Raw genomic sequence first — 21,583 nt, forward strand, 5'->3', positions numbered from 1 at the left:
GCGTGTCCCAGCTCGGTGAGCGGGCGCTCAGGAGTTGCGCGGGAAGCCCAGGTTCACCCCGCCCTGGGAGGGGTCCGGCCAGCGCGAGGTGACGACCTTGGTCCGGGTGAAGAAGTGGAACCCCTCCGGCCCGTAGGCGTGGCTGTCGCCGAAGAGGGAGTCCTTCCAGCCGCCGAAGGAGTAGTACCCGACGGGCACCGGGATGGGCACGTTGAGCCCGACCATCCCGACTTCGACCTCGTTCTGGAACCGCCGCGCCGCCCGGCCGTCGTTGGTGAAGATCGCCGTGCCGTTGCCGTAGGCGTTCGCGTTCACCAGCGCCAGCGCGTCGTCGTAGCTGCCGGCGCGGACCACCGACAGCACCGGGCCGAAGATCTCGTCGGTGTAGATCGACATGTCGGTGCGCACCCGGTCGAACAGCGTCGGGCCGAGCCAGAACCCGCCGCCGGACACCGAAACCGACCGGCCGTCCACGACCAGCGACGCGCCCGCCGCCACGCCGGCCTCCACATAGGACCGCACCCGGTCCCGGTGCGCTGCGGTGACCAGCGGGCCCATCTCCGACTCCGGCGAACGGCCGTCGCCGACCGTCAGCGAACCCATCCGCGACGCGATCTTGGCGACCAGTTCGTCCGCGATCGGATCCACCGCGACGACCACGGACACTGCCATGCAGCGCTCCCCCGCCGACCCGAACCCGGCCGACACCGCGGCGTCGGCGGCCAGGTCGAGGTCGGCGTCGGGCAGCACGACCATGTGGTTCTTCGCCCCGCCCAGCGCCTGCACCCGCTTGCCGTGCGAAGTGGCCGTCTCGTAGACGTACCGCGCGATCGGCGTCGAGCCGACGAACGAGATCGCCTTCACCGTCGGATGCGTCAGCAGTCCGTCGACCGCGACCTTGTCCCCCTGCAGCACGTTGAGCACACCGTCGGGCAACCCGGCCTCGGCGAACAGCTCGGCGATGAACAGCGACGCCGACGGGTCCTTCTCGCTCGGCTTGAGCACGACCGTGTTGCCGCAGGCCAGCGCGTTGGGCACGAACCACAGGGGCACCATCGCCGGGAAGTTGAACGGCGAGATCACCCCGACCACGCCGAGCGGCTGCGCGATCGAGTACACGTCCACGCCGGTGGAGGCGTTCTCGCTGAACCCGCCCTTGAGCATCTGCGGCGCGCCGCAGGCGTACTCGACGTTCTCGATGGCGCGGGCGATCTCCCCGGCCGCGTCCGACAAGACCTTGCCGTGCTCGGCGGTGATGATCGCGGCCAGCTCGTCCTTCCGCTCGGTGAGCAGCTCGCGGAAGGAGAACAGCACCCGCGACCGCGCCGCCAGCGAGGTGTCCCGCCAGCCGGGGAAGGCACGCGCGGCCGCCGCGACGGCCTCCTCCACCTGCCCGCCACCGGCGAAGTCCACGCGAGCGCGCACTTCACCGGTGGCGGGGTCGAACACCTCCCCGGTCCGGTCCGCTACCCCAGCCCACGTCTTGCCGTCGATCCAGTGGCTGATCCGCTGCGTCACTTCCGCGCCTCCTGCACGGCGGCGATCGACTCCCGGAGGATTTCGAGCGCTTCGCCGGTTTCATCGTCGGTCAGGGTCATCGGCGGCGCCAATCGGATCACGTTGCCGTGCAGCCCGCCCTTGCCCACCAGCAGACCACGGGCGCGGGTCTCCTCCAGCACCAGGCGGGCGGACTCCGGGCTCGGCGACCCGTCCGGCTCGTCCAGCTCGACGCCGATCATCAGGCCCTTGCCGCGCACGTCGCCGACGACGTCGTAGTGCTCGGCGATGTCGCGCAACCCGGTCAGCAGCCGCGCGCCCTGCTTCGCCGCGTTGCCCTGCAGGTCGTGGCTGAGCAGGTAGTCCAGCGTCGCCTTCGCGCCCGCGGTCGACACGGGGTTGCCGCCGAAGGTCGAGATCGAGTTGGCGGTGATCGAGTCCATCAGGTCGCCCCGCGCGACGACCCCGCCGATCGCCAGCCCGTTGCCCAGTCCCTTGGCGAACGTCATCGCGTCCGGGGTCACGCCGTGCGCCTGGATGCCCCAGAAGTGCTCGCCGGTGCGGCCCCAGCCGGTCTGGACCTCGTCCGAGATCAGCAGGATCCCGTAGGAGTCGAGAACTTCCTTGAACGCGGCGAACAACCCGTCCGGCGGCACGTTGAACCCGCCGACGCCCTGGATCGGCTCGGCGATCAACGCGGCCACGTCGCCCGAGGTGGTGGTCTCCAGGACGTCGCGGAGGTCGTCGGTGCAGGCACGCACGTAGTCGGCGTCGGAGAGGTTCCGGAACGCGTCCCGGTAGCGGTAGCCGCCGTGCACGTAGCTGACCTTGACCGGGGACAGCGAGCTGGCCGACCAGCCGCGGTTGCCAGTGATGCCGATCGTGGCGAACGCCCGGCCGTGGTAGCTGTTGCGCATCGCGAGCACCTGGTTGGAGCGGCGGTACTGCGTCGCGAGCATCAGCGCGGTCTCGTTGGCCTCGGTGCCGGAGTTGGTGAAGAACACCTTCGCGTCCGGGATGCCGGACAGCTGCGCGATCTGCTCGGCCAGCTCGACCTGCTTGCGGATCAGGTACAGCGTCGAGGTGTGCAGGACGCCGGAGTCGACCTGGGCGCGGATGGCGTCGGAGATCTCGGCGATGTCGTAGCCGATGGCGTTCGTGAGGATGCCCGCGAAGAAGTCCAGATAGGTGGTTCCGGAGGAATCGGTGACCCGCCTCCCCTGCGCTCGCACGATCTCCAGGGGCTCGTCGTAGTACAGGGCCAGCCAGTTCGGCAGGACCGCCCGGTGCCGGGCCAGCAGCTCCGATTCGCTCATGCCCGCCAGTCTCGGTGGCCGTCGCGCCCGGCCACCACACACAACATGTACCCAATGGCCGGATCGGCCGTACAGTCTGCTTTCGGCGGAGGAGGTGGCGCTTGTACCCCACGGTCGCGGACGTGCTGGCCCTGCCGGTGCTGCGGCACGGCCGTCCGAAGGTCGTCGCGGGCGGGCGGAAGCTGGACACCCGCGTGCGGTGGGTGCACGTCGCCGAGGTCGCCGACATCGGGCACCTGCTCAAGGGCGGGGAACTGGTCCTGACCACCGGGATCGCGCTGCCGGACGACGCCGCCGAGCTGACCAAGTACGTGGACGGGCTCGCCGAGGCCGGAGCCGCCGGGCTGGTCGTCGAGCTGGTCCGGCACTGGAGCGATGCCCTGCCCCGCGCCCTGGTCGACGCCGCCGCGCGGCACGAGCTACCGCTGATCACGCTGTCCCGCGAGACCCGCTACGTCGCGGTCACCGAGGCGGTGAACGGGCTGATCGTGGACGCCCAGGTCGCCGAGCTGCGGGCCGCCGAGCACGTGCACCAGGTGTTCACGCAACTCACCGTCGCGGGCGCGGAACCGGCCGAGGTGCTGCGCGAGGTCGCGCGCATGACCGAGTCACCGGTCGTGCTGGAGACCCTGGCGCACGAGGTGCTCGCCTACGACTCGGCGGGCAGCGATCCGGCCGAGCTGCTGACCGGGTGGCCGGCCCGCTCCCGCACCGTGCACCTGGGCGAGCGCACCGGCTACCACGCCGACGCGGGCTGGCTGGTCACCGTCGTCGGCGCGCGCGGGCACGACTGGGGACGGCTGGTGATCGTGTGCGACGACCCGCCGCCGGACCGGCACGTGGTGGTCGCCGAGCGGGCGGCGTCCGCGCTCGCGGTGCACCGGCTGGTCGCGCGCGAGGCCGACAGCCTGGAGCGGCAGGCGCACCGCGCGGTGCTCGCCGAGCTGATGACCTCGCCCGCCCCGTCCACCGAGCTGCTGGCCCGCGCGGCCGCGCTGGGTTCGCCGTTGTCCGGTCGGCTGGTCGGCGTCGCGGTCCGGCCGCGGATGACCGCGTCGCAGCGCCAGGCGGCGTCCGCGCCGACCGTGCTGCGCGACCTCGCCGAGACCGTCTCCCTGGCCACCCGCCGGGCGAAGGTGTCCGCGCTCGTGGCGGTCGTCGACGACGTCAGCGTGCGTGCGCTGCTGTCGCTGTCGCCGCAGGCCAACGTCGACGCGGTGCTGAGCCGGCTGTCCGCGGAGCTGCGCGCGCGGCCCACGTCGGTGCCGGTGGTGCTGGCCGCCGGCACCGTGGTCGACGCCGGGGCCGACGCCCGCCGGAGCCTGGTAGAGGCCGCGCACGTCGCCGCGGCGGCGCTGCGCTCGGACACCGACCGCGAGGTGCACCGCCTGCAGGACGTCCGGTTGCGCGGGCTGCTGCACCTGCTCGCCGACGACGAGCGGGTGCGCGCGTTCGCCGAGCGCGAGCTGGGCCCCCTGCTGTCGAGGGACGCGGCGTCGGGCACGCGGCTGGTCCAGGCCCTGCGGCACTACTGCGAGCACGGCGGCAACAAGTCCGCGGCGGCCGCGGCGGCGCACACCTCCCGCACCGCCTACTACCAGCAGCTCGCCCGCATCGAGCAGGTGCTCGGCGTGCCGCTGGAGGACCCTGAATCGATGCTGTCGCTCTACCTCGCGCTGCTGGCCCATGATCTGTCCGACGATCACCCGAACCGGTAACACAGATCCGCCCCCGAGCAGCCGATAGCCCCGATATGCCTCTTTCCGCCCTACTCCCCGCCGCCGCGTCGGTCCTGGCCCTGGCCGCGCCGCCGGCCCAGGCACCCGCGGCCAGCCTCATGCTCTCCCTGCAGGACGCCGCGGGCCGGGTCGTCACCGTGAGCCTGGACTGCCACCCGGCCGGCGGCAGCCACCCCGGCAAGGTCAAGGCCTGCACGACGCTGACCACTGTGGACGGCGACATCGACCGCATCCCCGGCGAGGCGACGGTGTGCCCGATGATCTACAGCCCGGTCACGGCCACCGCCAGGGGCCACTGGCGCGGCAAACCGGTGGTCTACACCCACACCTTCGGCAACAAGTGCGCCGCGGCCGCGGAGTCCGCCGGGGTCTTCGAATTCTGAGTCCGTGTTTCAGCCAGATTGACCGGCTGTCACGAATGGCTTGCACGTCCGGGTGATGCACCGGCCCGCGCCGGGCGCAATCGACACAATGCGTTCCGACGCGGGCAACGGTGAACACTCTGACAGTGCCTCCCCCGCGCCGGGGACGAGCAGGATTCCGCAATGGAACCCACCTCGCAGATCACGCGACCCGACGGCCGGGTGGATCTCAGCGACACCGCGCCGATCCGTGGTAGCCGGTTCTACAACGACGAGCTGGCTCCGGTGCCGGTGGAAAAGCGCACCTGGAGCACCTACAACTATTTCGCCCTGTGGATGGGAATGGCGCACAACATTCCCAGCTACGCGCTCGCCGCGTCGTTGATCGCGCTGGGGATGAACTGGCTCCAGGCGCTGATCACGATCACCCTGGGCAACCTGATCGTGCTCGTCCCGATGCTGCTCAACAGCCACGCCGGCACCAAGTACGGGATCCCGTTCCCGGTGTTCGCGCGTGCCTTCTACGGGATCCGGGGCGCGAACCTCGCGGCGCTGCTGCGGGCGTTCATCGCCTGCGGCTGGTTCGGCATCCAGACCTGGGTCGGCGGCGAGGCGATCTACATCCTGGTCGGCAAGCTGACCGGGTCCGGGTGGCGCGATGCGGCCGAGGTGGGCGGCCAGCCGTGGACGCTGTGGCTGTCGTTCGGCGTCTTCTGGGTGGTCCAGATGCTGATCATCTGGCGCGGGATGGAGGCGGTGCGGCGGTTCGAGAACTGGACCGCGCCTCTGGTGTCGGCCGGGTTCCTGATCCTGCTCGCCTACGTGCTCATCAAGGCGGGCGGCCTCGGCCCGATCCTGTCCGAACCCGCGAAGCTCGGCTGGGGCACCGGCTTCTGGAAGATCTTCGCGCCGTCGCTGATGGCGATGATCGCGTTCTGGTCGACGCTGTCGCTGAACATGCCGGACTTCACCCGCTTCGGCGGCAGCCAGCGCAAACAGGCCCGCGGCCAGGTCCTCGGCCTGCCGACCACGATGACGTTCATCGCGATCGTGGCGATCCTGACCACCTCCGGCGGCCAGGTGCTCTACGGCGAGGCGATCTGGGACCCGGCGCAGCTGGCCGACCGGTTCTCCAGCCCGGCGCTGGTGGTGGTCGCGCTGGTCGCGCTGGTGCTCGCCACGATCTCGGCGAACCTCGCGGCGAACGTGGTCAGCCCGTCCTACGACTTCTCCAACGCCTTCCCCAAGCGGATCACCTTCGCCGTCGGCGGCCTGATCACCGGCGTGATCGGCGTGGTGATCATGCCGTGGAAGCTCTACTCCGACCCCGACATCTACATCTTCGCCTGGCTGGGTTTCTACGGCGGCGTGCTCGGCGCGGTCGCCGGGGTGCTGGTGGCCGGGTACTGGGTCGTCAAGCGCACCAACCTGGACCTGGCCGGGCTCTACGCCGAGGGCGGGCGGTACTGGTTCCGCGCCGGCTGGAACTGGCGGGCGCTGGTCGCCACCGCCGTGGGTGGGCTGCTGGCGGTCGGCGGCGCCTACACCGCGCCCGGTTCGCAGGGCCCGTTCCCCGCCGACGGGCTGATCCCGTTCCTCAAGCCCGTCTACGACTACAGCTGGGTCGCCGGTCTGGTCGGCGCCTTCGTCGTCTACCTCGCGCTGTCGTGGGCGCACCGTCAACCGAAGGAGGAAACCCGTGAGCAGTCTGGTCCGAGCCGCGTTGGTACAGCAGCGGTGGACGGGTGACAAGGATTCGATGATCGCCGGCGCGGTCGAGGCGATCGGCACGGCCGCCTCGCAGGGCGCGCAGGTGGTGTGCCTGCAGGAGCTGTTCTACGGCCCGTACTTCTGCCAGGTGCAGGACGCCGACTACTACTCCTACACCGAGGGCATCCCGGACGGCCCGACGACCAAGCTGCTGCAGGAGGTCGCCGAGCGGCACGGCATCGTGATCGTCGCGCCGATGTACGAGGAGGAGCAGGCCGGCGTCTACTACAACACCGCCGCGGTGATCGACGCCGACGGCCGCTACCTGGGCAAGTACCGGAAGAACCACATCCCGCAGGTCAAGGGCTTCTGGGAGAAGTTCTACTTCCGGCCCGGTAACACCGGCTACCCGGTGTTCGACACCGCGGTCGGCAGGATCGGCGTCTACATCTGCTACGACCGGCACTTCCCGGAGGGCTGGCGCGCGCTCGGCCTGGCCGGGGCGAAGATCGTGTTCAACCCGTCGGCGACCAGCCGCGGCCTGTCGCAGTACCTGTGGCGGCTCGAGCAGCCGGCCGCGGCTGTGGCGAACGAGTACTACGTCGGCGCGATCAACCGGGTCGGCGTGGAACCGCTGGGTGACAACGACTTCTACGGCCAGACCTACTTCGTGGACCCGCGCGGCGAGCTGGTCGGCGACGCCGCCTCCGACACCGAGGACGAGGTCGTGGTGCGGGACCTGGACATGGACAAGCTGTCCGAGGTGCGCAACCTCTGGCAGTTCTACCGCGACCGCCGCCCCGACTCCTACGACCCGCTCGTGGCGCCCTGAGGGAGAACGCATGCGCACGCTGATCAAGGGCGGCACCGTGCTGTCCACCACCGGGGCGAGCCGCGCGGACGTGCTCGTCGAGGGCGAGACGATCGCCGCCGTCGCCGCGCCCGGGCTGTTCGACACCGCGGACGAGGTGATCGACGCGACCGGGAAGTACGTCATGCCCGGCGGCATCGACGCCCACACCCACATGGAGATGCCGTTCGGCGGCACGTTCTCCCACGACACCTTCGAAACCGGAACCATCGCCGCGGCGTGGGGCGGCACCACCACGATCATCGATTTCGCGGTGCAGCCCAAGGGATCGACGCTGCAGCCGACGCTGGACAAGTGGCACGAGAAGGCCGACGGCAACTGCGCCGTCGACTACGGGTTCCACATGATCCTGTCCGACGTCAACGACACCACGCTCAAGGAGATGCAGACCTGCATCGACGCCGGGGTGTCCAGCTTCAAGATGTTCATGGCCTACCCGGGCGTGTTCTACTCCACCGACGGCGAAATCCTGCGCGCGATGCAGCAGGCAACCGAGACCGGCGCCACGATCATGATGCACGCGGAGAACGGCATCGCGATCGACCAGCTGGTCGCGCAGGCTCTCGCCGCGGGCAAGGGTGATCCGGTGCAGCACGGGCTGACCCGGCCGCCGGAGCTGGAGGGCGAGGCGACCTCGCGGGCGATCCGGCTCGCGCAGGTGACCGGCGCGCCGCTCTACATCGTGCACCTGTCGGCGTCGCAAGCGCTTGCGGCGGTCGCGGAAGCGCGGAACACGGGCCAGAACGTGTTCGCCGAGACCTGCCCGCAGTACCTGTACCTGTCCATCGAGGACCTCGCCAAGCCGGACTTCGAGGGCGCGAAGTACGTGGCTTCCCCGCCGCTGCGGGAGAAGTGGCACCAGGGCGACCTGTGGCGGGGCCTGCGCACGAACGATCTGAGCGTGGTGTCGACCGACCACTGCCCGTTCTGCTTCAAGGACCAGAAGGAACTCGGCCGCGGGGACTTCTCCAAGATCCCCAACGGGATGCCGGGGGTCGAGCACCGGATGGACCTGCTGCACCAGGGAGTGGTGGCCGGCGAGATCTCACTCGGCCGGTGGGTCGAGGCTTGCTCGACGACCCCGGCGCGGATGTTCGGCCTGTACCCGCGCAAGGGTGTGATCGCGCCCGGCTCGGACGCCGACATCGTGGTCTACGACCCGGCGGCGAAGCAGACGCTGTCCGTCGAGACGCACCACATGAACGTGGACTACTCGGCGTACGAGGGCTTCGAGATCACCGGCAAGGTCGAGACCGTGCTCTCGCGCGGCAAGGTGATCGTGTCGCCGTCCGGGTTCTCCGGCAGCGCCGGGCACGGGAAGTTCCTCTCCCGCGACCTGTGCCAGTACCTGAACTAGGGAGCCGGTCATGGACTTCGGTGTGGTGCTGCAGACGGATCCGCCCGCGCGCGAGGTGATCCGGCTGATGAAGGCCGCGGAGGACTGCGGGTTCGGCTACGGCTGGACCTTCGACTCCGTGGTGCTGTGGCAGGAGCCGTTCGTCATCTACTCGCAGATCCTGGCCGCCACCTCGGCGATGACGGTCGGGCCGATGGTGACCAGCCCGGGCACCCGGGACTGGTCGGTGCTCGCGTCGCTGTTCGCCACGCTGAACGACATGTTCGGCAACCGCACGGTGTGCGGGATCGGGCGCGGCGACTCGGCGCACCGGGTGATCGGCAAGCGTCCGTCCACTTTGGCCACGGTCCGGGAGGCGATGCACGCGATCAAGGAGCTGGCCGAGGGCCGGGAGGTCGTGCTCGGCGACACCCCGGTGCGGATCCCGTGGGTGCGCGGCGGGCGGCTGGAGATGTGGATGGCGGGCTACGGGCCGAAGGCGCTGCGGCTGGCCGGCGAGCACGCCGACGGGTTCATCCTGCAGTGCGCCGACCCGGCGATCGCGGAGTGGACCATCGGCTCGGTCCGGGAGGCGGCGCGGGCGGCGGGACGGGACCCGGCGGGCATCACGATCTGCGTCGCCGCACCCGCCTACGTCGGGGACGACCTGCCGCACCAGCGGGACCAGCTGCGGTGGTTCGGCGGGATGGTCGGCAACCACGTCGCCGACCTGGTCGCCCGCTACGGCGAGTCCGGCCCGGTGCCGCACGAGCTGACCGACTACATCCGCGAGCGGCAGGGCTACGACTACGCCCACCACGGCAAGGCGGGCAACCCGTCGACCGACTTCGTCCCGGACGAGATCGTCGACCGGTTCTGCCTGACCGGACCACCCGGTGCGCACGTCGCCCGGCTGCAGGAACTGGCCGCGCTGGGGGTCGACCAGTTCGCCGTGTACCTGATGCACGACCAGCGCGAACAGACCCTGCACGCCTACGGCGAGGAGATCATCGGCAAGCTCGGGTAGGCACCCGCCGGGTGGCGGGCAACATCCGCCACCCGGCGCCTGCCTGGCGGGTGACCATGGGGGTCCACACTGTGGTGATTCCAGGAGGCCCGATGACCACCAGCACCCCGTACGGCCCGCCGCCCGCGTTCGACCCCGAAGCCGCGGCCATGCTCGCCGTCATCGCCGAGGAGGTCCCGCCGGCGATCACCGCGGACATGATCCCCGCGCTGCGCGAGGCCAGGAGCGCGCGCCTGCTCTCCGACGAGGAGCTGAGCCGGGACGGGCTGCTCGAGATGGTGGACCGGCGGGTTTCGGACGAGGTGTCCGTGCTGGTCGCCCGGCCCGTGGGCCTGCGGACGCCGGCCCCGGGGATCTTCTGGATCCACGGCGGCGGCATGATCGTGGGCACCAACCGGGTCGGGATCGAGGAGCCGCTGGACTGGGCGGTCGAGCTGGGGCTCGTCGTGGTGTCGGTGGAGTACCGGCTGGCGCCCGAGCACCCGCATCCGGTGCCGGTCGAGGACTGCTACGCCGGGCTGCGGTGGACCCACGAGCACGCCGAAGAGCTGGGCATCGACCCGGCGCGGCTGGTCGTGGCCGGCGGCAGCGCGGGCGGTGGCCTGGGCGCGGCCGTCGCCCTGATGGCCCGGGACCGCGGCGGACCGCGGCTGGCGGGTCAGCTGCTGATCGCGCCCATGCTCGACGACCGCAACGAGACCCCGTCCACCCACCAGATGAAGGGGCTCGGCGTGTGGGACCGCACGTCGAACGAGACCGGCTGGACGGCCCTGCTGGGTGAGGCGCGCGGCGGCCCGGACGTCTCCCCCTACGCCGCGCCCGCGCGCGCCAGCGACCTGTCCGGGCTCCCGCCGGCGTACATCGACGTCGGCTCGGCCGAGTCGTTCCGCGACGAGGACGTCGACTACGCCCAGCGCATCTGGCTCGCGGGCGGCGCGGCCGAGCTGCACGTGTGGCCGGGCGGCTACCACGGTTTCGACGCGTTCGCGCCGCAGGCCGTGCTCTCCCAGGAGGCCCGCGCCACCCGGCTCCGGTGGCTGCGCCGGATCCTCGCGGAGTGACACCATGGACGCGTGAGAGAGCTGGCAGGGCGGCTGGCCGCACTCGACCCGGAGGCGGGCGCCGCGGTCAAGGTGATCGCCTACTTCGACCGCCTCGTCGACGGGCACGCGGGGCTGGAAGCGCTGGTCCGCGGAGCGGCGACGCTCGCGTCCTGCCCCGCCCGGCTGGACGTGCCCGGGCACTGGGTGCGGGTGACGGCGGACGGACGGCGGACGGCCGCGGACGGTGCGCTCGACCCGGACTGGCCCGGGATGGGCGGGTTGTGGCTGGAACGGCCGGGCCCGCCCTCCGCCGTGGACGCGATGATCCTGGAACGCGCCGCCGCCGCGATCCGGCTCGTGCTGGAGCGCGACCGCGTGCCCGAGCCGGTCGAGATCGTGCTGGACGACACGGCGTCACCGGAGGCGCGGCAGAAGGCGGCGCGCCGGCTGGGCCTGTCGAAGACCGCCCGCGCCATCGCCTACGCCGACGGGACCACGGGCGTGATGATCACCGCGCCGGCCGGTGCCCGCGCGGGAATCGGCCCCGTGGTGCCCGTACTGGACCTGCCCGCGTCGCTGGCCGCGGCACGGACGGCGTTGCGCTTCACCGCCGAAGGCACGTCGGAGGATCCGGGCCCGCGCGTGGTCCGGTTCGACGAACTGGGCGGGCTGGCGGTGCTCGCCGAGGCCGTCGGGCCGGGCAGTGAACCCGTGCCGGACGTGCGGGCCCTGGAGCGCGCGGCCGCGTCGGCCCCCTGGATGCTCGCCACGCTCGACGCCGTCGCCACCAGCGCGAGCCTGCGCGCGGCGGCCGCCGCGCTGACCGTGCACCACTCGACGTTGCAGGACCGGCTGGCCCACGCGAAAACGCTGCTGGGCTGGTCGGTGCACGAGCCGTCCGGACGCCTGCGGTTGCAGCTCGCGCTGGCGCTGCGGCGGCTGCACCGTCAGCCGACGACCGCCTGATACACCAACTGCCGCAGGTACTGCCGGAGCGGGTGGGTGTTCGACGGCAGCAGCTGCGTGAAGAACAGCGCCGTGATCTCCTCGGCCAGATCGACCCAGAACGCCGTGCTCGCCGCGCCACCCCAGGCGTATTCGCCCTTGCTGGACAGGGTTTTCGCCTTCACCGGATCCTCCAGGACGGAGAACCCGAGCCCGAACCCGAAGCCGTGGAAGGGCATTTCAGCGAACAGCGGACGGCCGTAGGCCTCCAGGTCCACGCCGCCGGGCAGGTGGTTGCTCGCCATCAGGCCGACCGTGCGCGGGCCGAGCAGCCGGACGCCGTCGAGTTCGCCGCCGCCCAGCAGGAACTGGGTGAACCGGTGGTAGTCGGCCGCGGTGGACACCAGCCCGCCGCCACCGGACAGGCACGCGGGTTTCGCCAATCCACTCCGGCCGAAAGCGTCGTTGCGGACGGCCTTGCGCGTGCTGGGATCCGGCACGTACAGCGCCGCGAACTTCTCGGTGGAGTCGGTGGCGAAGCCGGTGCTGCCCATGCCCAGCGGCTCGAAAATGCGCTGAGCGAAGAACTCGTCGAGGGGCTGCCCGGACACGACTTCGACGAGCCGGCCGAGAACGTCAGTGGCGACCGAGTAGTTCCACTCCGCGCCCGGCTGGAAGACCAGCGGCAGCTCGGCCCACCGCCGCGTGCACTCGGCGAGGTCGGCGCCGGGCGGGGTCCCCCACTCGAAGCCGTGCGCGCGGTAGATCGCGTCGACCGGATGCGCGTGGTGGAACCCGTACGTGAGCCCGGCGGTGTGGGTGAGCAGGTGCCACACGCGGATCGGCTCGGTGGCCGGTTCGGTGACCGGCTTGAGCGCCGAGCCCTTGACGTACACGCGCGGCTCGGCGAACTCCGGCAGCCAGCGCGCGATCGGGTCGGTCAGCTCGAACGCGCCCTCCTCGTACAGGATCATCGCGGCGACGGACGTGATCGGCTTGGTCATCGAGAAGATGCGCCAGCGCGTGTCCACCTCGACCGGCAGGCCCGCTTCGACGTCCCGGTGGCCGCGCCGCGCGAGGTAGGCGACCTTCCCCCGCCGCGCGACGACGGTCAGGTACCCGGGCAGCAACCCGTCGTCGACGTACCGGGCGAAGTGCTCGTCGATGCGGTCCAGCCGCCGCGCGTCGAACCCCACCTCGGCGGGGTCGGTGTCCACCTTCAGCTCCGTTGCCATGATCTGGTTCTACTCCAGCCGGGCTTGACAGACCAGATCCACGGCTGACATCGTTTAGTTATGCGCATAACTGAGCCCGGCAGGCCACGCCGGGTCTCGCAGGCGGACATCGCGCGCCGCGCCGGGGTCACCCAGGCGGCGGTGTCGCTGATCCTGCGCGACAAGGCGACGACCATCCCGGAGGAGACCCGGCGGCGGGTGCTCGACATCGCCCGGGAGATGGGCTACCGCGCCGATCCGCTCGCGCGGCGCCTGGCGAAGGGGCGCAGCCAGCTGCTCGGGATCTTCACCTACGAGCGCGTGTTCGGCACCGCGCAGCGCAGCCTCTACCACCCGTTCCTGCTGGGCATCGAGGAAGCCGCCGAGGAGTCCGGCAACGACCTGCTGCTGTTCACCAGCGCCGCGATGTCCGGGCCGGTGCGCAGCATCTACGCCGGCGGCGAGAACAAGCTGCGCTTGGTGGACGGCGCCGTGCTGCTCGGGCGCGACGAGATCCCCGCCGACCTGGAGCAGCTGGTGGACGAGCGGTACCCGTTCGTGTTCATCGGGCGGCGGTTCCTCGACGACGGGCGCGAGGTGCCCAACGTGTCGCCGGACTACCGGGGCGCGGGGCGCGTGCTGGCCGGCCGGATCGCCGCGCTCGGTCACCGCGAGGTGCGGTACGTGGGCGCCAATTCCGGTCTGCCCGCGACGGCCGACCGGCTCGCCGGGCTGCGCGACGGTGATCTCGTGGTGTCGTCGTCCTTCCCCAAGCTCGACGAGATCTCCCCCGCGTTCGTGCGGGAACTGCGCGAAAGCGGGGTCACCGCCGTGGTCGCCGAGAACGTCGACTACGCCGAGGCGATGCGGAACGTGGCCGCCGACCTGCCGATCGCCGTCGCCGGGATCTCCGAGGAGGACGCGGACGAGCACTGGTCGGGCTACGGCATTCCCGGCCGCCTGGTCGGGCGCCGCGCGCTGGAGCAGCTGCTGGCCGCGGTGGAAGGCGACGGCGACACGATCAGCACCGTCGACTGCCCCCAGCACGAGGGGACCACGCTCACCCGCGCCTGACCCTGCCGACCCCAACGGAGAGGTTGCATGAGAAAGCGATGGGGGCGCCTGTTCGCCGTCTCCGCGGTCGCGCTGACCGCGGCCTGCGGGATCGGCGACCGCGCCGGCGCCGACACGGTCACCATGACCGTCTGGACGTCCAACCAGGAACAGCTCGGCCTGCTCAACCGGCTCGCCGGGGAGTTCTCCGCCCAGCACGGCGGCACGCCGGTGCGGATCCAGACCGTGCCGCAGGCCGACTACACGACGAAGGTGTCCGTCCGCCTGGCCGGTGGTGACCCGCCGGACCTCGGCTGGCTGGGCGCGCCGGACGCGGTCGGCATGGCCGCCACCGAGGTGCTCGCCGACGTCGGGCCCGCCCTGCGCGCCGACCCCGCCTACCGGCTGGGCGACTTCGTGCCGAGCGCGTTCACGAACTGGCAGAACGGGGACGCGGTGTACGGGGTGCCGTTCTCCACCAGCCCGTTCTTCGTCGTCTACAACCGGGACTTCTTCGCCAGGGCCGGTCTGCCGGATCCCGCGGCACTGGCCGCGCGCGGTGAGTGGACGTGGGACCGGCTGGCCGGCCTCGCGCGCGAGCTGCAGCCGACGTTGCCGGGTGGCAGCTATGTGTTCCAGAGCAACGAAGGGAGCCTGTACGGGCCGCTGCCGGTGTCGTGGCCGACGCTGGACCCGCTGCTGCGGGCCTACGGCGCGCGGTTCGCTTCCAGCGAGGAGTGCACAATGGACTCGCCGGAGGCCGCGCGGGCCATCGAAACGCTGCACCGCATGGCCTTCACCGACGGCACCGCAGTACCACCGGGCGCGCAGGCCGATTTCTACGCCGGCAACGCGGCCGTGACGATCACCCAGCTCTCCCGGTTGTCGCAGCTGAAGGGCGCGAAGTTCCAGTACGGCTTCGCGCCGCTGCCCGCCGGCCCCGGTGGGCAGCCGCAGGTGACCGGGCAGGCCGGGCTGGTGGTGTTCCAGCAGGCGCCGCACCGGGACCTGGCGATCGAGTTCCTGAAGTTCCTCACCAGCGAACGTTCGATGCGTGACCTGGCCCGGTTCTTCCCGCCCCCGCGCCAGTCCGTGCTCGCCGACGCCACGCGGGTCTACGCCGGGAACGCGCTGCCGCCGGAGGCCGTCACGAACATCCTGGTGCCGGGCATCACCGAGGGACAGGCGTTCCAGTACCCGCGGACGTGGCCGGAGATCAAGACCGCGGCGCAACCGGTGTTCGACGAGCTGTGGTCACCCGGCGCGAACGTGCCGGCGGCCCTGTCCGAACTGTGCGGCGAAGTCGGCCCGTTGCTGCGCGAGAAGAGTTAGGGGGAGGTCGTGGTCGCACGGCGCCGCGTCCGCGAGACGCTGACCGGTTACCTGCTCATCACCCCGCAGATGATCGGGTTCATCCTGTTCGTGCTGGTCCCGCTGGTGTCCATCGTGGTCCTGTCGTTCACGCACACGGACCTGCGCTCCGGCGTGTCGAAACCCGCCGGATGGGAGAACTACCGCGAGCTGCTCACCGAGGACGCCACGTTCTGGCATTCGCTGGCGGTCACCGGGGTGTTCGCCCTCGGGCTCGTGGCGATCAACGTCGGGTTGTCGCTCGGGCTCGCGCTCGTGCTGTACCGGCGCCCGCCGGGGGCCGAGGTGTTCCTCACGCTCGCCTTCCTGTCCGTGATCACCTCGCAGGCGGCGTGGGCGCTGGTGTGGCGGTTCCTGTTGCAGGGCAAGGGCGGCGGCGTCAACGAAGTCCTGTCGGTGTTCGGGATCACCGGGCCCAACTGGCTGTTCGAGGCCCAGCCGTCGCTGGTGGCGGTGACCGTGGTGGCGGCGTTGAAGACGGTCGGGCTGAAGGCGGTGATCTTCCTCGCCGCGCTGCGGAACATGCCGTCGGAGACCCTGGAGGCCGCGCGGCTGGACGGCGCGAGCGAATGGCGGGTGACTCGCCACATCGTGCTGCCGCTGATCGCGCCGACGACGCTGGTGGTCGTGCTGATCACGTTCATCGGGTCGTTCCAGGTCTTCGACTACATCCAGCTGATGACGCACGGCGGCCCGGCACACGCGACGTCGGTGCTCGCCTACTACCTGTACGAGCAGGCGTTCCAGCTGTTCCGGACCGGATACGCGAGCGCGATCGCCGTCGTCCTCTTCGGACTGACGCTGCTCCTGGTGGCGGCGCAGTGGTGGGCGCGGAGGAAGTGGGTGCACAGTGAATAGTCGTGTCCTGCGGTACGCGTTCCTCGTGGTCCTGTCGGTGCCGCTGGTTTTCCCGTTCCTGTGGATGATCGCCAGCGCGCTGAAGCTGCCCGGCGACGTGCTCGCGTCCCCGCCCCAGCTCATCCCCCGCGACGTCACGTTGGACAACATCCGGGACGTCTTCACGTTCCAGCCGTTCGCGCGGCAGATCTACAACAGCCTGTACATCGCCGTGCTGGTCGCGCTCTTCACGTGCGCGCTGTCGCTGCTGTCCGGCTACGCGTTCGCGCGGCTGCGGTTCCCCGGGCGCAACGTGATCTTCTTCCTGTTCCTGAGCGCGCTGATGCTGCCGGTCGAGGTCACGCTGATCCCGAACTTCACGCTGATGAAGGACCTCGGGCTGGCCGACACGCACGTCCCGCTGCTGGCGCTGCCGGTGTTCGGCGCGACCGGGGTCACCGGGATCTTCCTGATGCGCCAGTTCATCCAGTCGATCCCGGTCGAGCTGGAGGAGGCGGCGATGATCGACGGGATGGGCCGGGCGCGGATCCTCCTGATCCTGATCCTGCCGTTGACCCGTCCGATGCTCGGCACGATCGGCATCATCGCGTTCCTGTACAGCTGGAACTCGTTCCTGGAGCCGCTGGTGTTCGTCAACCGCAGCGAGCTGTACACGGTGCCGCTCGCGCTGACGGCGCTCACCGACACCAGCGGCAACCCGTTGTGGGGACCGCAGATGGCCGCGACGGCGATCTCGACCGTGCCGCTGGTGATCGCGTACCTGGTGGCGCGGCGGCAGATCACCGAGAGCCTCGCCCAGACGGGCGTGAAGTGAGAGGGAGGGCGATGGGTTCCGACTGCGACGTGCTGGTGGTCGGTGGCGGCTGCGGCGGGGTGGCCGCGGCCCTGTCGGCGGCGATGCTCGGCCGCCGGGTGGTGCTGACCGAGGCGACCGGGCGGCTCGGCGGCCAGCTGACCACGCAGGCGGTGCCACCGGACGAAAACGCGTGGGTCGAGACGTTCGGCAGCACGCGGTCCTACCGGCTGATGCGGTCGCGGGTGCGTGACCGGTACCGCGCGGACCCCCGGCTGAGTGCTTCGGCGCGTGCGGTGCGGGAGCTGAACCCGGGCGAGGGCTGGGTGAGCGCGTTGTGCGCGGAGCCGGTGGTCGTCGCCGAGGTGCTGGACGAGTTGCTGGCGCCGCTGGTGCGCGCGGGAAATCTGGAGATCCGGTACCACCACACGCCGGTGGGCGCGGCCACGACGGGCGACCGGGTGGACGCGGTGGCGTTCGCGTCGGCGGAAGGTGTGGTGTCGCTGAGCGCGTCGTACGTGATCGACGCGACCGAAGAGGGCGACGTGCTGCCGCTGGCCGGGTGTGAGCACGTGCTCGGCTCGGAGAGCGCGGACGAGACGGGTGAGCCGCACGCGCTGGACGGCCCGGCTGATCCGTTCGACCAGCAGGCGCTGACCTGGTGCGCGGCGCTGGAGTGGGACCCGGACGGCTCGCACGTCGTGCCGCGGCCCGACGACTACGACTTCTGGCGGGATTACCGGGCGCCGTTCTGGCCGGGGCCGCAGCTGGGGTGGACGACGCAGGAGCCGGAGACGGGCGAGCCGCTGCGCCGTCCGTTGTTCGGTGAGGGGCAGGACCTGTGGCGGTTCCGGCGGATCCGGAGTGGACGGTTGTGGGACCCGCCGCGGCCGGATGTGACGCTGGTGAACTGGCCGCAGATCGACTACTGGCTGGCGCCGGTGACCGGGGTGGCGCCGGAGGAGCGGGCGGCGCGGCTGGCGCAAGCGCGGTCGCTGACATTGTCCTTCGTGCACTGGCTGCAGACCGAGGCGGGTTATCCGGGTCTGCGGCTGGCCGGGGAGCCGCTGGGCACGGCGGATGGGTTGGCGCTCGCCCCGTACGTGCGGGAGAGCCGCCGCATCCGGGCCGAGTTCACGGTGCTGGAGCAGCACGTCGGCGTGGAGGCACGTGCCGGGATCGGGCAGGCCGAGCAGTTCGCCGACAGCGTCGGGGTGGGCTGCTACCGGATCGACCTGCACCCGAGCACCGGCGGCCGGGGGTATCTGGACATCGCCTGCCACCCGTTCCAGATCCCGCTCGGCGCGCTGTTGCCGGTGCGGCTGGAGAACCTGCTGGCCGGCGGCAAGTGCCTCGGGGTGACCCACGTGACCAACGGGTGCTACCGGCTGCACCCGGTGGAGTGGAACACCGGCGAGGCCGCGGGAGCGCTGGCGGCGTTCGCACTGGAGCGAGGGGTGCCCCCGCGAGCGGTGCGGGCGCGGTCTAGTTTGTTCGCGGATTTCCAGGCCCTGCTGGCGAAGCTCGGAGTGCCGCTGGAGTGGCCGGAACTGGTGCGCGGGGTGGTGCGGTAGGGGTTTCTCGAAAATCTGTCTTTCGGTAGATGTGGGGCGGGTTTCGGGCTCCTAGACTGGTCGGCAGAACGAAGCCACAAAGGACAGAAAGGCTCACTCGCCAGACCCACCGAGCAGATCCGGCGCCCCGGGCGAACTCACAACCCGTCCCCGCCGCGCGGACCGCCCGATACGCGGGCCGCACCCCACACCCAAACCGACGGCAACCCCGCCACCCCTCACCTACTTCTGAATCACGACCGACCCAACCCCGCACCTCCCCCTGCGGCACCCCTCACCAACCCCACCGCCACCAGACCCAACCCCGCACCCACCCCTGCGACACCACCTCACCAACCCCTGCACCGCCACCGGACCCACCCCTACGCCATCCCACCCACACCACCATCCACCCGCCGTCCACCGCACCGACCCTGCGCCGCCACCGGCCCCCGCCCACTCCCATGCCATCCGACCGACACCACCACGATCCGCCCGCCGCCCACCGCACCACCCAACCCCGCCACCACCAACCCACCCCCCACCGCTAGGAGGCGCCTATCGAGTGCAGCCAACAGCGACGCACCCGTGGCCGACCACGGTGCCGCTGCTCAGTGCCACGCGACCGGGAGCCGGTGCACGCCGTAGATGGTCATGTCGTGCCGCAACGGCACCTCCTCCGCCGGGATGGCCAGGCGCAACGTCGGGAACCGGGCGAACAGCGCCGGGATCGCGACCCGCATCTCGACACGCGCGAGCTGCTGTCCCAGGCATTGGTGGATGCCGTGCCCGAACGCGAGGTGCCCGGCGGCGTGACGGCGCAGGTCGAGCGAGTCCGGGTCAGGGAACCGCTCCGGGTCGCGGTTGGCCGCGTGCGCGGCGATGGTGACCGACTCGCCCGCCTTGATCACCTGACCGTCCAGCTCGACGTCCTCCAGAGCCGCGCGCACCCCGGTGTGGGCGATGGTCAGGTAGCGGAGCAGCTCCTCGACCGCGCTGTCCGCCAGGCCCGGATCGTCGCGGAGCGCGGCGAGCTGGCCGGGGTGGCTCAGCAGGGCGAACGCACCCAACGCGATCATGTTGGCGGTGGTGTCCAGACCGGCGCCCAGCAGGAACGCGCCGATGCCGGACAGCTCGTCGTCGGTGAGGTCGCTCGTGGTCAGGTCGCCGAGCACGTCGTCGGTGGGCTCGGCGCGTTTGGCCCGCACCAGGTCGCGCAGGTAGTTGTGCAGGGCGCCGTAGGCGGCGTACTGCTCCTCGGGCGGGGTCTTCGCGTCCATGAACGCGGCGACCTGACGCTGGAAGAACTCGCGGTCGGTGTAGGGCACGCCGAGCAGCTCGCAGATCATCACCGCCGGCACGGGATGCGCGTACGCCTCGACCAGGTCCACCGATGGCCCGTGCTGCGCCATGGCGTCCAGGTGCTCCGCGGCGACTTCTTCGACGCGCGCGGTGAGCAGCCGCATCCGGCGGACGGTGAACTTCCCGGCGAGCAGTTTGCGGTAGCGGGTGTGCTCGGGCGCGTCAATGCCGGTGAGGTCGCCGACCGGCGCCGGCGGCACGTCGCCGGTCAGGCCCGGGAGCGGGTAGTGCATGAGCTCGTACCGGGAGCTGAACCGGGAGTCCCCCAGCACGGCGCGGGCCTGGGCGTGCCCGGTGACCAGCCAGCCGCGGTGGCCGTCCGGGTAGTCCATGCGCACCAGCGGTTGCCGGGACCGGATTTCGCCGAGTTCCGCGGGCGGATCGAAGGGGCAGCCCGCCGGGCGTGCGGTGGGCATCGAGGTGAGTTCGTCCTGTCGCATGAGGACAGCCTGCGGAGGGCCGGTTTCAGGGCGCGTTCAGGACGGTTTCGAGGAGGAGGTGGTGCGCGATACTGGGATTGAACCAGTGACCTCTACCGTGTCAAGGTAGCGCTCTCCCGCTGAGCTAATCGCGCATGGAGCGGACGACGGGATTCGAACCCGCGACCCTCACCTTGGCAAGGTGATGCGCTACCAGCTGCGCTACGTCCGCGTGGGGCGCGCCGTGGCCCGCCACCGAAAAGACAATAACCGATGCCCCGAACGGCTCCGCAACCACCCGCCGTAACGACTCGCAACCAGCGGTCACCTCGGGTACAAGGAATCGAACGGGCGCACACACCCGTTCGCCGGCCCCCGCCACACAACTCCGCACCTCGCGGCACTTCCAGCACCTGCGGCACTCCACCACCCGCGGCACTCCAGCACCCGCGGCACTCCACCACCCGCGGCACAACGCCCCGCGCCCCCCAACATCCGCGGCGCAGCCGCGCGCCCCAGCAGTGGGCGGGACGGGTCGCAGCACCCGCGCCTCCGCGGCGCGCCTCACGGCACCCCTGATGCCCGCAGCACCAACGCCCCGCGACACTCAGGGCGCCTGCAGCACAAGCTGCCCGGCCCGCGGCCCGCTCAGCGCACCGCAGCCTCCCCAGCGGCACCCTCAGCGTGCGCAGCCCGCCAGCGGCGCGCAGCGCGCGAGCCGCGCCCTCCCCAGCGCCGCACCCTCAGCGCACCGCAGCCTCAGCGCACGGCAGCTCCCCACCGGCGTTCAGAGCGCGCCGCAACTTCCCCACCGGCGCTCAGAGCGCGCCGCAACTTCCCCACCGGCGCGCAGAGCGCGGCGCCCTCCCCGGCGGCGCCCTCAGCGCACCGCAAGCTCCAGCGGCACCTCAGCGTGGGCAGCCCGCCAGCGGCGCGCAGCGCGCGAGCCGTGCCCTCCCCAGCACCGTGCCCTCCCCAGCACCGCGCCCTCAGCACGCCGCGGCCTCAGCGCGCCGCAGCTTCCCCACCGGCGCGCAGAGCGCGGCGCCCTCCCCGGCGGCGCCCTCAGCACACGGCAGCCTCCCAGCGGCACCTCAGCGTGCGCAGCCCGCCA

17 protein-coding genes and 2 tRNA genes are annotated in these 21,583 nt (G+C 71.4%); 13 read left to right on the forward strand and 6 right to left on the reverse strand.

Annotated features, from left to right (window positions below; all coding sequences use genetic code 11):
- Nucleotides 1–27: 27 nt before the first annotated feature.
- Both IE290_RS13505 and IE290_RS13510 read right to left on the reverse strand, forming a co-directional pair.
- Entirely contained in the window at nt 28–1,518 is a 1,491-nt protein-coding gene (locus tag IE290_RS13505) for a CoA-acylating methylmalonate-semialdehyde dehydrogenase (protein ID WP_191244876.1), read from the reverse strand.
- Entirely contained in the window at nt 1,515–2,813 is a 1,299-nt protein-coding gene (locus IE290_RS13510; protein ID WP_191244877.1) for an aspartate aminotransferase family protein, read from the reverse strand. Before IE290_RS13510 ends, IE290_RS13505 begins: the two co-directional genes overlap by 4 nt.
- Nucleotides 2,814–2,914: 101 nt before the next feature.
- On the opposite strand from IE290_RS13510, the gene IE290_RS13515 reads away from it, so the two are divergent.
- The 8 genes from IE290_RS13515 to IE290_RS13550 all read left to right on the forward strand — a co-directional run bounded on the left by IE290_RS13515 (nt 2,915) and on the right by IE290_RS13550 (nt 11,867).
- The gene (locus IE290_RS13515; RefSeq protein WP_191244878.1) at nt 2,915–4,531 is read left to right on the forward strand and encodes a PucR family transcriptional regulator; all 1,617 of its coding nucleotides are present in this window, start codon (nt 2,915–2,917) and stop codon (nt 4,529–4,531) included.
- Nucleotides 4,532–4,566: 35 nt separating this feature from the next.
- Entirely contained in the window at nt 4,567–4,935 is a 369-nt protein-coding gene (locus IE290_RS13520; RefSeq protein WP_191244879.1) for an SSI family serine proteinase inhibitor, read from the forward strand.
- A 162-nt stretch (nt 4,936–5,097) separates the two neighbouring features.
- Nucleotides 5,098–6,663, forward strand: coding sequence for an NCS1 family nucleobase:cation symporter-1 (locus IE290_RS13525; protein WP_191244880.1), 1,566 nt, complete (start codon nt 5,098–5,100; stop codon nt 6,661–6,663).
- A complete protein-coding gene (locus IE290_RS13530; protein ID WP_094008853.1) occupies nt 6,614–7,456 on the forward strand; it encodes a nitrilase-related carbon-nitrogen hydrolase in 843 nt (280 codons plus the stop codon). Before IE290_RS13525 ends, IE290_RS13530 begins: the two co-directional genes overlap by 50 nt.
- A gap of 10 nt (nt 7,457–7,466) precedes the next feature.
- Complete coding sequence (hydA, locus tag IE290_RS13535; protein ID WP_191244881.1) at nt 7,467–8,852, forward strand: dihydropyrimidinase; 1,386 nt, start codon at nt 7,467–7,469, stop codon at nt 8,850–8,852.
- Nucleotides 8,853–8,862: 10 nt separating this feature from the next.
- On the forward strand, nt 8,863–9,858 hold the full coding sequence (locus IE290_RS13540) for a TIGR03842 family LLM class F420-dependent oxidoreductase (RefSeq protein WP_191244882.1): 996 nt from the start codon (nt 8,863–8,865) through the stop codon (nt 9,856–9,858).
- Between the two features lie 92 nt (nt 9,859–9,950).
- Nucleotides 9,951–10,919 carry an alpha/beta hydrolase gene (locus IE290_RS13545; RefSeq protein WP_191244883.1) on the forward strand — a complete coding sequence of 323 codons (969 nt, stop codon included), beginning with the start codon at nt 9,951–9,953 and terminating at the stop codon, nt 10,917–10,919.
- 12 nt (nt 10,920–10,931) lie between these two features.
- A complete protein-coding gene (locus IE290_RS13550; RefSeq protein WP_191244884.1) occupies nt 10,932–11,867 on the forward strand; it encodes a helix-turn-helix domain-containing protein in 936 nt (311 codons plus the stop codon).
- On the opposite strand, the gene IE290_RS13555 is transcribed toward IE290_RS13550, so the two are convergent.
- The gene (locus IE290_RS13555) at nt 11,849–13,081 is read right to left on the reverse strand and encodes a serine hydrolase domain-containing protein (RefSeq protein WP_191244885.1); all 1,233 of its coding nucleotides are present in this window, start codon (nt 13,079–13,081) and stop codon (nt 11,849–11,851) included. The genes IE290_RS13550 and IE290_RS13555 overlap by 19 nt on opposite strands.
- A 60-nt stretch (nt 13,082–13,141) precedes the next feature.
- Between IE290_RS13555 and IE290_RS13560 the strand changes: the two genes are divergently transcribed.
- The 5 genes from IE290_RS13560 to IE290_RS13580 are packed head-to-tail and all read left to right on the forward strand — an operon-like array spanning nt 13,142 to nt 18,709.
- Nucleotides 13,142–14,134: a LacI family DNA-binding transcriptional regulator gene (locus tag IE290_RS13560; RefSeq protein ID WP_191244886.1), complete on the forward strand. Its 993-nt coding sequence runs from the start codon at nt 13,142–13,144 to the stop codon at nt 14,132–14,134.
- Between the two features lie 27 nt (nt 14,135–14,161).
- Complete coding sequence (locus IE290_RS13565; protein ID WP_191244887.1) at nt 14,162–15,445, forward strand: ABC transporter substrate-binding protein; 1,284 nt, start codon at nt 14,162–14,164, stop codon at nt 15,443–15,445.
- A gap of 9 nt (nt 15,446–15,454) precedes the next feature.
- Nucleotides 15,455–16,342, forward strand: a complete 888-nt coding sequence (locus IE290_RS13570) for a carbohydrate ABC transporter permease (protein ID WP_229874459.1) — start codon at nt 15,455–15,457, stop codon at nt 16,340–16,342.
- Nucleotides 16,335–17,156, forward strand: a complete 822-nt coding sequence (locus IE290_RS13575; protein WP_191244888.1) for a carbohydrate ABC transporter permease — start codon at nt 16,335–16,337, stop codon at nt 17,154–17,156. The genes IE290_RS13570 and IE290_RS13575 overlap by 8 nt, the downstream gene beginning before the upstream one ends.
- A gap of 11 nt (nt 17,157–17,167) precedes the next feature.
- Nucleotides 17,168–18,709: an FAD-dependent oxidoreductase gene (locus IE290_RS13580; protein ID WP_191244889.1), complete on the forward strand. Its 1,542-nt coding sequence runs from the start codon at nt 17,168–17,170 to the stop codon at nt 18,707–18,709.
- A 590-nt stretch (nt 18,710–19,299) separates the two neighbouring features.
- Here IE290_RS13580 and IE290_RS13585 read toward each other — a convergent pair.
- The 3 genes from IE290_RS13585 to IE290_RS13595 form a co-directional block, all read right to left on the reverse strand.
- On the reverse strand, nt 19,300–20,490 hold the full coding sequence (locus IE290_RS13585; protein WP_191244890.1) for a cytochrome P450: 1,191 nt from the start codon (nt 20,488–20,490) through the stop codon (nt 19,300–19,302).
- A 59-nt stretch (nt 20,491–20,549) separates the two neighbouring features.
- Nucleotides 20,550–20,624: transfer RNA gene (locus IE290_RS13590), tRNA-Val, on the reverse strand.
- A gap of 1 nt (nt 20,625) precedes the next feature.
- Nucleotides 20,626–20,701: transfer RNA gene (locus IE290_RS13595), tRNA-Gly, on the reverse strand.
- Nucleotides 20,702–21,583 lie beyond the last annotated feature (882 nt).

This window comes from Amycolatopsis deserti, from assembly GCF_014653945.1.
GTDB lineage: Bacteria > Actinomycetota > Actinomycetes > Mycobacteriales > Pseudonocardiaceae > Amycolatopsis_E > Amycolatopsis_E deserti.

Excerpts from the sequence above, each read along its gene's own strand:
- IE290_RS13510 (WP_191244877.1), bottom strand. The coding sequence starts at position 2,813 with ATGAGCGAATCGGAGCTGCTGGCCCGGCACCGGGCGGTCCTGCCGAAC.
- IE290_RS13520 (WP_191244879.1), top strand. The coding sequence starts at position 4,567 with ATGCCTCTTTCCGCCCTACTCCCCGCCGCCGCGTCGGTCCTGGCCCTG.
- IE290_RS13525 (WP_191244880.1), top strand. The coding sequence starts at position 5,098 with ATGGAACCCACCTCGCAGATCACGCGACCCGACGGCCGGGTGGATCTC.
- hydA (WP_191244881.1), top strand. The coding sequence starts at position 7,467 with ATGCGCACGCTGATCAAGGGCGGCACCGTGCTGTCCACCACCGGGGCG.
- IE290_RS13540 (WP_191244882.1), top strand. The coding sequence starts at position 8,863 with ATGGACTTCGGTGTGGTGCTGCAGACGGATCCGCCCGCGCGCGAGGTG.
- IE290_RS13545 (WP_191244883.1), top strand. The coding sequence starts at position 9,951 with ATGACCACCAGCACCCCGTACGGCCCGCCGCCCGCGTTCGACCCCGAA.
- IE290_RS13555 (WP_191244885.1), bottom strand. The coding sequence starts at position 13,081 with ATGGCAACGGAGCTGAAGGTGGACACCGACCCCGCCGAGGTGGGGTTC.
- IE290_RS13560 (WP_191244886.1), top strand. The coding sequence starts at position 13,142 with ATGCGCATAACTGAGCCCGGCAGGCCACGCCGGGTCTCGCAGGCGGAC.
- IE290_RS13565 (WP_191244887.1), top strand. The coding sequence starts at position 14,162 with ATGAGAAAGCGATGGGGGCGCCTGTTCGCCGTCTCCGCGGTCGCGCTG.
- IE290_RS13580 (WP_191244889.1), top strand. The coding sequence starts at position 17,168 with ATGGGTTCCGACTGCGACGTGCTGGTGGTCGGTGGCGGCTGCGGCGGG.
- IE290_RS13585 (WP_191244890.1), bottom strand. The coding sequence starts at position 20,490 with ATGCGACAGGACGAACTCACCTCGATGCCCACCGCACGCCCGGCGGGC.